Consider the following 13035-nt stretch of genomic DNA (forward strand, 5'->3'; position numbering starts at 1 on the left):
AGTCATCCCCCCACGTGCCCCGTCACTGCGTCCGAACCACCTGGCGGCTCCCGTTATGACTCGCGCCATCACCCTGCACGAAGTTTCCAAGTACTACCCGAAGCAGCCGTCGCCTGCCGTGGACCGGTTCTCGCTGGACATCGCGCCAGGCGAGTTCCTGGTGCTGCTCGGCCCTTCCGGCTGCGGAAAGTCGACCGTCCTGCGGATGATCGCGGGACTCGAGGACATCACCACGGGGGAGCTGCTGCTCGACGGTGAGTACTCCAACGACCTCGCGCCCGGCGACCGCCGGATGGCGATGGTCTTCCAGAACTTCGCCCTCTACCCGAGCATGACCAGCAGGGAGAACATCGGTTTCCCCCTGCGGTTCGAGATGCCGGGCGAGGAGCACGGGCCGCGGGTCGACGAGACCGCCCGCATCCTCGGCATCGAGGAGATCCTCGACCGCTACCCGGGGCAGCTCTCCGGTGGCGAGCGCCAGCGTGTCGCCATGGGGCGGGCCATCTCCCGGCACCCCTCGGTCTTCCTGATGGACGAGCCGCTGTCGAACCTCGACGCGAAGCTGCGCGCCCACCTGCGGGCCGAGATCGCCCGCCTCACCCACGGCATGGGCGTCACGACCGTCTACGTCACCCACGACCAGGCCGAGGCCATGTCGCTGGGCGACCGGGTCGCGATCATGCGCAGCGGCGTGCTCCAGCAGATCAGCACCCCGCGTGAGGCCTACCACCTGCCGGAGAACGTCTTCGTCGCCGCCTTCGTCGGCACCCCGCGGATCAACCTGCTCCAGGCCACCGTCATCGCCCCGCTCACCGGCGGCATGTGGATCGACTTCGGCCGGCAGCGGCTCGGACTGCCAGAGCCGCTGAACTACGACCACCAGATGCTGCGGATCCAGCAGGGCCGGCGGATCATCGTCGGGCTGCGCTCCGAGGCGGTGCGCATCGCCCAGCCCAGCCAGGCGCACAGCGGCGAGGTCGTGCTCAGCGGGATCGTCGAGCACATCGAATACCAGGGCCACGAGTCGCTGGTGCACCTCAACACCGGGTCGCGTCCGGCCGTGGTGCCCGAGCTGGAGGCGCCGCGCCCCGCCGCGACCGCGAAGAACGGCTCCCGCCGGGGGTCGAGCAGCGGCGTCGGGCTCGGCAAGCTCGCGCAGAAGGCCGCCCGGCGCCTCCAGGCCAGCGTCATGGAGCGCGACGGCTCCACGGGGGCCTCCGCGGCGAACGGCCAGCCGGCCAGGCCGCAGCAGGCGCCGGTGTCGGTCATGGACCGGCCCACGACGCCCGAGACGCAGACCGGTGACCTCGTCGTACGCACCGGGCCCGACATCCGGGTCCGCCGCGGCGACCGCGTGCCCCTCCTGGTGGACCTCGCGCACCTCTACGTCTTCGACCACGAGGGCCAGCGCATCTGCCCCGCCCCCGCGCGGCAGCCGCGCCTGGAGTAGCCGCGGCTGCGTGCCGCCCACCGCCGGGCGATGCTTCATCCCATGGGAATCGAAGAATTCGGCGGTGGGCAGGCACAGGGCTCCGACATCCTCGTGGTCACCACCAACGACGCCCCCGGCTTCCGGGTGGAACGCGTGATCGGCGAGGTCTTCGGACTGACCGTGCGCTCCCGGCACGTGGGCAGCCAGATCGGCGCGGGCCTGAAGTCGATGGTGGGCGGCGAGCTCAAGGGCCTCACCAAGACGCTGGTCGAGACCCGCAACCAGGCCATGGAGCGGCTGGTCGACCAGGCGCGGGTCCGCGGGGCCAACGCGGTCCTGGCGATGCGCTTCGACGTCAGCGAGGCCGCCGACGTCGGCACCGAGGTCTGCGCGTACGGCTCCGCGGTGGTCCTGGCCCGGGAGTAGCGGCCCCCCCGGGGGGCTTCCTCGCGGCCCGGCCGGGCTCCCGAAGGGCCTGCCTACCGGTTCGCCGGCGCCCAGCCGCTCAGCCCGCTCCCGCGGCGCCCACCGTCAGACGCCGCGGCGGCATCAGGCCATGGCGCTCGATCCACCCGCACGGTGGCCGGCACCGCGGACCGGGGTGCCCCACCGGGCCCGGCACCTCTGTTCGACGGTCAGTCAGGTGGATACGTTCCACTTCCGGTCGCCAGTTGTTCACTTCAGGACCATCGGCCTTTCCGTCGGGCTCTCCTAGTGTTTCAGGCTCAACCACGGGCATCCGCGGCTGTGGACGCTTGGAGCACCATGACGAAGACCCTGGGTCGCCGCCTGTTCGGATTCGGCTCTTCCGGCAGGTCGGCCGCCCGTAACCCGGGAGGCGCGACGACCGCGGCCGACTGCCTGCGGCTCTACGACGACGCCGCCGCGGCCGGCCCCGTGGACGCGGAACTGGCCGAGGCCGCCGCGGCCGTACGGCAGCTGCCCGCCGCCGACCCCGGCATGACCGACGCGCTGCTCGCGCTCGGCGGCGCGGCACTCGCGCGGGACCTGCCGCCGCTCGCGCTCGCCGCGGCCGACGCGGTGCTGACCCGGCGCAAGGGCTCCCGGGCCGCCTGGCACCTGCGCGGGCGGGCACTGGAAGTCGCGGGCGACCTGGCGGGGGCCGTCGAGGCCTTCGAGGGCTACCTGGAGCGCACCGACGCCGCCTCCGCCGGGGCGGCGGAGGTGACGGCGAGGATCGCCGTGCTGCGGGAGGCCCACAGCTGGCGGCAGGACGTGGTGGGGGCGCTGGACGGCACCGCGCCCGGCGTGGGCGCCCTCGCGGCGGGCCCGCTGCCCGCCTTCGAGGCGGCCCTCGGACGCCACCTGGACGACCGGCTGGCCGCCGCGGGCCCCGAGGAGGCGGCCGGTCTTGCGCGCGTCGTCGGACTGCACGCGGAACGCCGCAGGCACCAGCTGCTCCCGCCGCTCGCCGACCCGCTCCAGGGCGGCACGGGACGGCTGCGGATCGGCGAATTCCGCAACCTCGTCGCGGGCCGCTCGGTCTGCCTGGTCGCCAACTCGCAGACCGTAGGCGGCGGCGCCCTGGGCGCCGACATCGACGCGTACGACCTGGTGGTCCGCTTCACCTCCTTCCGTATCGACCCGGCCGCGACCGGCGAGCGCACCGACATCCACGTCACCGGGCACCGCGGCGCCCTCAACTGGGACCGGCGGGTCACCACCCGGCTGGTCTTCTCCGACCGGCCGGAGGACTGGCGGCAGGCGCTGCGCACCCGCCTGGTGCCCGGCGCCCAGCGCTTCACCGGCGACGACTCGCTGCGCCGCCCGCTGCGCACCGTGGGCGGCCTCACCCCGGAGCGCTGGCCGGCGCCGCTGACCTGCGGCTTCGAGATGGTGTGGCTGCTGGACTTCCTCGACGTCAGCCCGCGCCTCGACCTGATCGGCTTCGACTTCTTCGCGACCGGCCACCACCGCCTCGCCGAGGCGGCGCGCATCGCCGGGCCGTCCGACTACTCCAGCGAGAAAGCGTGGGTCATGGAACGCGCCCAGCACGTCACGGGCCCGGTGATCGCACTCCGATGAGCACCGCCCCCTCCCCCCGCAAGGCCGGCCCGCACGCCTCCGACGCGCACCCGTCCGATGTGCACGCCTCCGACGCGCACCCGTCCGACGTGCACTCCGCCGCCGCGCTGACCGGCAAGCGCCGGCTCGCCTTCGCCGCGTATGCCGACGAGCGGCGGCTGCCCGGCCTGCTGGCGCTGCTGCGCAGCCTCGCCCTGACCAACCCCGGGGTGTGCGAGGACTTCGTCGTGCTGCACGGCGACGCCCTGACCGCCGCCTCGGTCGACCGCATCCGCGCACTGCACCCGCGCGTGCACCTGCGGCCCGCCGAGCCCGGCCGCGCGCCGCTGGCGGCCGTCCTGGGCATCCGGGACTACGACACCGTCGTCGCCTTCTGCGCCGACACCGTGGTGGCGGGCCCGCTCGGCGAGCTGCTGACGCTGCGCACCGGGGCGGCCGCGACCGCTGCGCCGGGCGCGCTCGTCGTGCAGCGCGACCTGCTGACCGACGCCTTCCACGACCGGCTGGCCGCCGCGGTGGACGGCGACGTACCCGGCGGCGACACCCCGGAGGGCGGTGCGCCGGAGGGCGGCGCACCGCACCCCGACGCGGCGGCGCTGGCCGCCCTGCGCTCGGGCCTCGGCGCCGGCTTGGCCGAGCTGGACGGCGCGGCACTCGCGCCGGCGCCGGACGCCCCGGGCGAGTCGGACGCCGACATGCAGGCCGCCTACCTGCGGGCCCGCGGCTTCACCCACCCGGACCTGCTGGTGCACTTCGGCACCCCGCAGGTCGAGCGCACCGGCGACGTGGAGACCGCCCGCCGGGTCGCGGCGGCGCACATCGCCGCGGGGCGCTACCAGGAGGCGGTCGACCTGCTGGCCGCCGTCCGGCTGCCGCTGGACGCCGCCCGGGCGCACGAGGTCCACGGGCACGCGCTGATGAGCGTGTCCCGCTACGGCGAGGCCCGCACCCACCTGCTGGCCGCGACGGCCGCGCCCGAACACGCGGCGACGGCCTTCGCACGGCTCGCCCAGCTCGAATGGGTGCTCGGCGACGACGAGAAGGCGCAGCGTTACGCCCTGGCGGGTCTCGACGCGGACCCCGGCCACGGGCCGAGCCGGCAGCTCCGGGTGCAGACCGCTCCCGCCCAGGGGGGCGCGAAGCCCGGCAGGGAGGGGGCGGCGCACCAGCAGCTCACCCATGTCGCCTTCTACATGCCCCACCAGGGCAACGCGGGCGACAAGCTGCTGCCGGAGTCGGTGCGGCTGGCCTTCGGCTCCGAGACCGGAGCGCGCCGCTGGCACTCCGTGCACGCGCACCGCCTCTTCGACGAGGCGGCGCTCGCCGCCGCGAACACCCGCCGCGCCCTGGTGGTCGGCGGCGGCGGACTGTTCATCCCCGACACCGCGCCGAACGGCAACAGCGCCTGGCAGTGGAATGTCGGCGACGAGGTGCTGCGCCGCGTCGAGGTGCCGGTGATCGTCTACGCGGTCGGCTTCAACGCCTTCGACGGCCAGTCCTACCGGCAGCGGCGCTTCGCCGGCGCCCTGCGGACCCTGGTGGAGAAGTCGGCCTTCTTCGGGCTGCGCAACCACGGGTCGATCGAGAGGGTCCGCGCCCTGCTCCCGGCGCATCTGCACGACCGGGTGCGCTTCCAGCCGTGCCCCACCACCGTGATGCGGCAGCTGGTCGGCGGCTGGGCGGACCCGGTGGCCCGCGAGGACACCGTGCTGATCAACGCCGCCTACGACCGCGCGGGATTGCGCTTCGGGCACGACTACGGCCATTTCCTCGCCGAGATGGCCGCCGCGGTGCGGGCGATCGGCGACCGGGCCGAGGTCAGGTGTGTCGCGCACGCGCAGGACGACGAGCGGTTCGTCTTCGACCTGCGGCGCGAGCACGGCATCTCGCTGCCGGTGGTCCCGATGTACGACTTCGACAACCCGCGGATCCTCGACGCCTACGCCCGCACCAAACTGGTGATCGGGATGCGCGGCCACGCGGGCATGATCCCTTTCGGCTGCGGGACCCCGGTCATCAGCCTGATCTCGCACCCGAAGATGGCGTACTTCCTCGCCGACATCGAGCGGCCCGAGTGGGGCGTGTCCGTGCACGACCGGCGGCTCGGGGCGCTGCTCACCGAGAAGGCGCTCGCGGTGCTCGACGACCACCAGGCCGCGGTGACCGATGTGCACGGCAGGCAGCAGGAGCTGTGGAAGGTGACCCAGGCCAACGCGGCCGATCTGCGGGCGATCGTGGGCGGCGCCGTCGACTGAGCCGTCCCCTCGCCCGTGCCGGTGCGATACCGGGCAGGGGTGCGAAAGCGGACGTATCGTGACGGCATGTCACTGCACAAAGGGTCCGGCAGTCCGCGGGCGATCACGGTGAACCCCTTCTTCGGCGAGGCCGACCCGGTCGGCGGCATGGTCACCAAGCTGCCCAAGCACCAGCTGCCGGACGGCCCGATGACGCCGCACGCCGCCTACCAGCTCGTGCACGACGAGCTGATGCTCGACGGCAACTCGCGGCTGAACCTGGCGACCTTCGTGACGACCTGGATGGAGCCGCAGGCCGACGTCCTGATGGCCGAGTGCCGCGACAAGAACATGATCGACAAGGACGAGTACCCCCGGACCGCGGAGCTCGAGCGGCGGTGCGTGGCGATTTTGGCCGACCTGTGGAACGCCCCCGACCCGGACGCGGTCGTCGGCTGTTCGACCACCGGCTCCTCCGAGGCGTGCATGCTCGCCGGGATGGCACTCAAGCGCCGCTGGATGAAGCGCACCAAGGGCTACCCGGCGACGGCCAGGCCCAACCTGGTGATGGGCGCGAACGTGCAGGTGTGCTGGGAGAAGTTCTGCACCTTCTGGGAGGTCGAGGCGCGCCTCGCGCCGATGAGCGGCGACCGGCTGCACCTCGACGCGGACTCCGCGCTCGCGCTGTGCGACGAGAACACCATCGGGGTGGTCGCGATCCTCGGCTCGACCTTCGACGGGTCCTACGAGCCGGTCGCGGAGATCTGCGCGGCCCTGGACGCGTACGAGGAGCGCACCGGGACGCACATCCCCGTACACGTCGACGGGGCCTCGGGCGGCATGATCGCGCCCTTCCTCGACGAGGACCTGGAGTGGGACTTCCGGCTGCCGAGGGTCGCCTCGATCAACACCTCAGGCCACAAGTACGGGCTGGTCTACCCGGGCGTGGGCTGGGCGCTGTGGCGGAACACCGACGCGCTGCCCGAGGAACTGGTCTTCCGGGTGAACTACCTCGGCGGCGACATGCCGACCTTCGCGCTGAACTTCTCCCGACCGGGCGCGCAGGTCGTCGCGCAGTACTACACCTTCCTGCGGCTCGGCCGCAGCGGCTACCGGGCCGTCCAGCAGACCAGCAGGGACGTGGCGGGAGTGGTGGCGGACCGGTTCGCGGAGCTGGAGGAATTCCGGCTGATCACCCACGGGGACCAGCTGCCGGTCTTCGCCGTGACCACCGCCCCCGACGTCACGTCCTTCGACGTCTTCGACGTGTCAAGGCGGTTGCGCGAGCGCGGCTGGCTGGTCCCCGCCTACACCTTCCCCGCCGACCGCGAGGATCTGGCGGTGCTGCGCGTGGTGTGCCGCAACGGCTTCTCCGAGGACCTGGCGGACCTGCTGATGGACGACCTGGGCCGGCTGCTCCCCGAGCTGCACAGCCAGGCACATCCGCTGAACCGCCCGCACTCGGTGGCGACCGCCTTCCACCACTGACCTCGGGAAAGCCCTCAGTCCCGGCGGACCGCGAGCACCGCACGGTCGTCGATGCCGGGGGCCCGGCCCGCGGTCCAGTCGTCCAGGTCGCGGCGCAACGCGTCGACGAGCCGCTGCGGGTCCGCCTGCGGGCACAGCGCGGGCAGCCGCTCCTGCGGGTCGTAGAAGTCGCCCGCCACGTCGCGGGACTCGGTCACCCCGTCGGTGACCAGCAGCAGCGTTGCCCCGTGCGGCACCGCCAGCTCGTCGGGAGCCGCGCGGACCCCGCCGAGCCCGTGCATGCCGAACGGCAGGTCGGGCGCCGACGGCTCCAGGGGGCGTACGGAGCCGTCCGCGGTCAGGAGGTACGGCGGCGGGTGGCCGCGGTTGACCAGCCGCAGGGTGCCGCCGTCCGGGCTGAACTCGGCGAGCAGCCCGGTGGTGAAGCCTTCGAGCCCGACCTCCTCCTCCCGCTCGCCCGCGTGGCGCTCCAGCGCCCGGTCCAGCCGCTCGGCGAGCCGCGGCAGGTCGGGCTCGGCGTCCGCGGCCTCGCGGAAGGCCCCGAGCAGCACCCCGACGGCGCCGATCGCCCCCAGGCCCTTGCCGCGGACGTCGCCGATCACCAGCCGGATGCCGTAAGGAGTCGCCTGGGCGGCGTAGATGTCGCCGCCGATGTTGGCCTCGGACGCGGCGGCGTCGTAGCGGGCGGCGATGCCGAGCGGCCCGATGCGGGATGGCGGGTCGGGCAGCAGGGCGCGCTGGGCGGCCTCCGCGACGCCTTGCACGGTGGCGAGCCGCTGCCCGTGGCGCTGCCGGACCCGGTTCACGGCCAGCGCGATGACACCCGCCAGGGCGACGCTGCCGAGGTCGGCGAGGCCGCGGGCCTGGATGACCTGGTCGTCCTCCATGGACAAGGCGAACATGGCCAGCAGGGCGGCGACGATGGTGATCACCGTGGCGCGGGCGGTCTGGGTGGCCCCGGACAGCACGCACGCCCCGGCGAGCAGCGGGTCGCCGGAGTACGGGGCGGGGGTAGCCAGATCGAAGGCCACTGCGCCCGCGATCATCCCACCCGGGATCCACCCCACGAGGGCAGTGGGCCAGCCGGACGTCACGGTGACCATTTTATGACGGTATGCACCGGAGTAGGTCGCCATGCGGCCCCGGCCGGTCTGCGGCACCGTGGAGGAGCACCCCGACCCCAAGTGAAGGGCAGTCCGCCATGGCCGAGCACACCTACCGGGTGACGGAGATCGTCGGCACCTCGCAGGAAGGCTTCGACGCCGCCGTCCGCAACGGCATCAGGCGTGCGTCGCAGACGCTGCGCGAGCTCGACTGGTTCGAGGTGACGCAGGTGCGCGGGCACATCGAGGACGGCGAGATCAAGCACTACCAGGTGGGTCTCAAGGTCGGCTTCCGCCTGGAGCCCGCGGAGTAGTCCGGCACCGGCCGCGGTCACCCCGCGGCACCGAAGAGCACACCGCCGGCCCGCACCGGCGGCCGACACCGCCGACCCCCACCGGCGGCCCGCAGCGCCGCGCCGGCGGCCCCGCCGGCACGGCCCGTATGGCCGCCTCGCGGCTCGAAACCCTCGCATGGCGCACGCCATACGGCCCAGTCCTGCTCGCATTGTCCGACTTGTCGTCAGATCATGTTGTCCTCAAGGCGGGTTTTGTCGGGGTTCGCACCCTTCCCGCCGTCCGACCAGGACCCCGGGAGCCGCCATGAGTCAATCCACACCCTCCCCGCAGCCTCCGACAGGGAGGCCAGGGCCCTCCCGGCACGACGACGGCCGCAACGCCTGGGCGGCGAGCGGCACGATCTTCGCGGGGATCCTGCTGCTGGTCAGCGGCGTCCTGGCGGTCCTCGAAGGCATCGTCGGCATCGCCAGGGACTCGGTCTACATCGTCACCAGGGGCGGCTACGCCTACAACTTCAACGTGACCGCGTGGGGCTGGATCCACCTCGTCCTCGGCGTCATCGCGGTGCTCATCGGCGCGGGCCTGCTCCGGGGCGCGGGCTGGGCGCGGTACGCGGGCATCGGCATCGCCTCGCTCAGCATGATCGCGAACTTCATGTTCCTGCCCTACCAGCCCGTCTGGTCGCTGATCATGATCGGGATCGACACCTTCGTGATCTGGTCGCTGGCCACCTACCACCCGCGCCACAGCCACCAGTCGGGAGGCACGCTGTGATCGGCGCACCCTCGAACCCCACGCTCGACCAGCTGCGCCGCTGCACGGTCGCCGTCGACCTGGGCGCCGCGCGCACCCGGGTCTTCCTGCGCGGCAGCGGCCTGGTCGCCGACGAGCCCAGCGTGGTCGCGGTCGACATCCGCACCGGCGCGCTCATCGCGGTCGGCGCGCACGCCGAGCAGATGGCGGGCCGCACCCCCGAGCACATCAGGGTCGCCCGGCCGGTCGCCGGCGGTGCCGTCGTGGACATCGCGATGGCCCAGCGGATGCTGCGGCACGTACTCGGCGACAAGCTCGGCCGCCGCAGGCTGCGGATGCCGATGCTGCGGGCCGCGGTGTGCACCCCGCACGGCAGCGAGCCGATCGCCCGCAGGGCCGCCGTCGAGACGATGTACGGGCTCGGCGCGCGCCGGGTCGAGCTGGTGGACACGCTGATCGCCGCCGCGGTGGGCTGCGGGCTGCCCGTGGAGCACCCAGAGGCCACCATGATCGTGGTGTGCGGGGCGGGCACCACCCAGGTGGCCGTCCTGTCCCTCGGCTCGATCGTGTCGGCGGAGACCGTGCCGGTCGGCGGCGACGCCATCGACCGGGCGGTTGTGCAGCACCTGCGCAACGCGCACGAGCTGATGCTGCCCAGCCAGTCCGTACGCCCCCTGCACCAGATGCTCGGCGCCCCCGCGACCGGCGGCACCCCCACCACCGAGGTGCACGGCAGGGACGTGGCCAGCGGGATGGCCCGCTCCGTGCTGGTCGAGACCGAGGGGGTGCGCCACGCGATGCGCACCCCGCTGACCGCCGTGGTGGACGCGATCACCGCGGTACTGCGGAGCTGCCCGCCCGACCTGGTCGCCGACCTCGGCGACCGCGGCATCATGCTGGCCGGCGGCTCGGCCCTCATGCCGGGCCTCGACCTGATGCTCCGCCAGGCCACCGGCATGCCCGTCCACGTCGCCGAGCGCCCGGACGTCGTCGCCGTCCAGGGCCTGGGCGCGATGATCGAGGGCCGCGTCCGCCCCCTCCTCCTGGACCCGCTGACCGTCTGACCCACCACCGAGGGGGCCCCGGCACCCGCCGGGGCCCCCTCGGCCTGCCGCCGCGCCAGCCCGGGTGGGCGGGTGCTCGGGGGCGGCGGTCCGGGGGGGCGGCGGGCGGCTGGCACCTCGGCGTCACCTGGGCATGGCACCATGCCGCCCGTGACAGGTACGGAAGCGGGCGGGATGGTCCGCGGGCTGGGCGTCGGCGACGCCGTCGTGGTCGGGCTCGGCGCGATGATCGGCGCGGGCGTCTTCGGGGCGTTCGGCCCGGCCGCCGGCGCCGCGGGGGCCGGCGGCGCCCTGCTCGGGGCGCTCGGCCTCGCGGCGGTGGTGGCGTACTGCAACGCCACCTCCTCCGCCCGGCTGGCCGCCCGCCACCCCGAATCCGGCGGCACCTACGTCTACGGGCGCGAACGCCTCGGCCCCTTCTGGGGCTACCTGGCCGGCTGGAGCTTCGTCGCGGGCAAGACGGCCTCCTGCGCGGCGATGGCACTGACCGTCGGCCACTACGCCTGGCCGGGCCACGCCCGCGCCCTCGCCGTCGCCGCCGTCGTGGGCCTGACCGCGGTGAACTGCCTCGGCGTGCGCAAATCCGCCTGGCTGACCCGGCTGATCGTCGCGCTGACCCTCGCCGTGCTGGCCGCCTGCGTGGCCGCGGGGCTCACCAGTGGCCACGCCGCCGCGGACCGCCTCACCGCGACCGGCACCGGCAGCTCCGCGCACGGCCTCCTCCAGGCGGCGGGCCTGCTCTTCTTCGCGTTCGCCGGTTACGCCCGCATCGCGACCCTCGGCGAGGAGGTGCGGGACCCGGCCCGTACGATCCCCCGCGCCATCCCGCTGGCGCTGGGCATCACGCTCGCGGTCTACGCGGCCGTCGCCGTGACCCTGCTCGCGGTCCTCGGCCCCACCGTCCTCGCCCACTCCCCCGCCCCGCTGGCCGACGCCGTGCGCGCCGCGGGCGTGCCCGGCCTCGCGCCCGTGGCCCGTGCGGGCGCCGCCGTCGCCGCGCTGGGGTCGCTGCTCGCGCTGCTGCTCGGCGTGTCGCGTACGACCCTGGCCATGTCGCGCGACCGCCACCTCCCGCACCCGCTGGCCACCCTCAGCGCGGGCGCCCCGGTCCGCGCCGAACTCGCCGTCGGCGCCGCCGCCACCGTGCTGGCCGCGACCACCGACCTGCGGGGCGCCATCGGCTTCTCCTCCTTCGGCGTGCTGCTCTACTACGCCATCGCCAACGCAAGCGCCCTGCGCCTGGCCCCCGCGGAGCACCGCCCGCCCCTCGTGGTCCCGGTGGTCGGCGTCCTGGGCTGCGCGGCGCTCGGCGCGAGCCTGCCGGCCGCGTCCGTGCTGGCCGGCCTCGCGGTGACGGCGGTGGGGGCGGGGCTGTACGCGGTACGGAGGTGGGCAGGAGGCCGGGTCTGAGCCCGCGTGCCCCGGCCCGCCGTCACGCCGCTTCGGCGTCCCGGGCCGCCCGTTGCCTCGCCAGCAGCGCCGGGCGGCCCACGAAGCTGACCAGCACGCCGCCGACCACCCACAGGGACAGCACCCACCAGGCGGTGGCCGTGCTGTTCCCGCCGAAGTAGGAGTAGTTGCGCACGAGTGTCACCCCGGCGCCGTTCGGGAGCGCGGGCCCGAGGTCCCGCCAGAAAGGCGGCAGCAGCGACGCCGGGAACACCCCGCCCGCGCTCGGATTACCCAGCACCACGAAGATCAGCACCGACAGGGCGATCCCGGCCGGCCCCAGAAGCACCTGGAAAGCCATTCCGCCCGCCGCCGTCGCGAAGGTGATCAGGGTCGAGATCCACCACAGCGCCACGAAGTGCCCGGGCAGCGCGTCGAAGACGGTGTCGGCGATGATCGCGCCGCCGAGCCCGGACAGTACGGAGAGCACGGCCAGCGCCCCCAGCCGGATGGCCGTACGGTGCGGGTTCGCCGGCCGCGCGCCGAACGACATGGCCAGCGCGGCGGATCCGAGATACCCGCCGACGATCACGCCCACGACCAGGTAGAAGCTGCTCAGGCCCCGCCCGTCCGCGGGGTTGGGCGGCCGCAGGTCGGTGATCGTCACGGTGCGGCGCGGCCCCTCCACCTTCCGGAAGACCACCTGCAACGACTGCACCGCCGCGGGCCCAGCGGCGGAGGCCACCAGCAGCCGGTCGGTCCCCGGAGTCGGCCCGACCAGGAGCGCCGCCTCCACGTTGCGTTCGAGCACCTGGGTCCGCGCCTGGGCCGCGGTGGCCACCGCCCGTGCCGACAGGGGTCTGCCGGGCAGGGCGTTGAGCTTCCCGACCACCCCCGCCACCGTCTGGCCGGGGGCCACCACGGCCACCCGGACACCGTCCGGCTTCGGCGAGTGGAAGGCGCCGATGTAGGAGACGACGAAGGCCAGTTCGAGAATCAGCACCCCGAGCAGCAGGAGCGAGGCCCGCGGGGTCACCGCGTCCTTCACCTCCTGCCGGAATCCCTTGGACGGCCGGAATTCCGAGGGTGACGACGGCGAGGCCATGGCGACTCCACGCGGTTGATCGACAGCGCTGAGTGACCATACAAGCACTTGCCGACGTCCAGGCGAGGCCGCCACCCGCAAGGGCTCACGCCCGATCGGAGCACTTCAGACGAGGTGGCCCCGC

Annotated in this window: 11 protein-coding genes; 9 read left to right on the top strand and 2 right to left on the bottom strand. The window is 74.1% G+C overall.

Translation table 11 applies throughout. The features are described 5' to 3' along the window. The first annotated feature begins 55 nt into the window (after positions 1-55). The 5 genes from ACGFMP_RS26390 (at position 56) to ACGFMP_RS26410 (ending at position 7200) form a co-directional block, all read left to right on the top strand. Positions 56-1450, top strand: a complete 1395-nt coding sequence (locus ACGFMP_RS26390) for an ABC transporter ATP-binding protein (protein ID WP_393675474.1) — start codon at positions 56-58, stop codon at positions 1448-1450. Between the two features lie 42 nt (positions 1451-1492). After that, positions 1493-1858, top strand: a complete 366-nt coding sequence (locus ACGFMP_RS26395) for a YbjQ family protein (RefSeq protein WP_393675475.1) — start codon at positions 1493-1495, stop codon at positions 1856-1858. A gap of 339 nt (positions 1859-2197) precedes the next feature. Then, positions 2198-3478, top strand: a complete 1281-nt coding sequence (locus ACGFMP_RS26400; RefSeq protein WP_393675476.1) for a hypothetical protein — start codon at positions 2198-2200, stop codon at positions 3476-3478. Continuing rightward, the gene (locus tag ACGFMP_RS26405; RefSeq protein WP_393675477.1) at positions 3475-5733 is read left to right on the top strand and encodes a polysaccharide pyruvyl transferase family protein; all 2259 of its coding nucleotides are present in this window, start codon (positions 3475-3477) and stop codon (positions 5731-5733) included. The genes ACGFMP_RS26400 and ACGFMP_RS26405 overlap by 4 nt, the downstream gene beginning before the upstream one ends. A gap of 66 nt (positions 5734-5799) precedes the next feature. Beyond that, positions 5800-7200 carry a glutamate decarboxylase gene (locus ACGFMP_RS26410; RefSeq protein WP_393675478.1) on the top strand — a complete coding sequence of 467 codons (1401 nt, stop codon included), beginning with the start codon at positions 5800-5802 and terminating at the stop codon, positions 7198-7200. A 14-nt stretch (positions 7201-7214) separates the two neighbouring features. Here ACGFMP_RS26410 and ACGFMP_RS26415 read toward each other — a convergent pair whose 3' ends face one another. After that, complete coding sequence (locus ACGFMP_RS26415; RefSeq protein WP_393675479.1) at positions 7215-8303, bottom strand: PP2C family protein-serine/threonine phosphatase; 1089 nt, start codon at positions 8301-8303, stop codon at positions 7215-7217. A gap of 98 nt (positions 8304-8401) precedes the next feature. On the opposite strand from ACGFMP_RS26415, the gene ACGFMP_RS26420 reads away from it, so the two are divergent. From ACGFMP_RS26420 to ACGFMP_RS26435, 4 genes are all read left to right on the top strand, one after another. After that, a complete protein-coding gene (locus tag ACGFMP_RS26420; RefSeq protein ID WP_393675480.1) occupies positions 8402-8617 on the top strand; it encodes a dodecin in 216 nt (71 codons plus the stop codon). 286 nt (positions 8618-8903) lie between these two features. Then, a complete protein-coding gene (locus ACGFMP_RS26425; RefSeq protein ID WP_393675481.1) occupies positions 8904-9374 on the top strand; it encodes a hypothetical protein in 471 nt (156 codons plus the stop codon). Further along, positions 9371-10417 (top strand): rod shape-determining protein, encoded by a 1047-nt coding sequence (locus ACGFMP_RS26430; RefSeq protein WP_393675482.1) that lies wholly within the window; start codon positions 9371-9373, stop codon positions 10415-10417. The genes ACGFMP_RS26425 and ACGFMP_RS26430 overlap by 4 nt, the downstream gene beginning before the upstream one ends. A 141-nt stretch (positions 10418-10558) precedes the next feature. Further along, positions 10559-11827 (top strand): APC family permease, encoded by a 1269-nt coding sequence (locus ACGFMP_RS26435; RefSeq protein WP_393675483.1) that lies wholly within the window; start codon positions 10559-10561, stop codon positions 11825-11827. Between the two features lie 22 nt (positions 11828-11849). Here ACGFMP_RS26435 and ACGFMP_RS26440 read toward each other — a convergent pair whose 3' ends face one another. Further along, the gene (locus ACGFMP_RS26440; RefSeq protein WP_393675484.1) at positions 11850-12911 is read right to left on the bottom strand and encodes a DUF3533 domain-containing protein; all 1062 of its coding nucleotides are present in this window, start codon (positions 12909-12911) and stop codon (positions 11850-11852) included. Positions 12912-13035: the final 124 nt, after the last annotated feature.

The organism is Streptomyces sp. NPDC049040, from assembly GCF_043197715.1.
Taxonomy (GTDB): domain Bacteria; phylum Actinomycetota; class Actinomycetes; order Streptomycetales; family Streptomycetaceae; genus Actinacidiphila.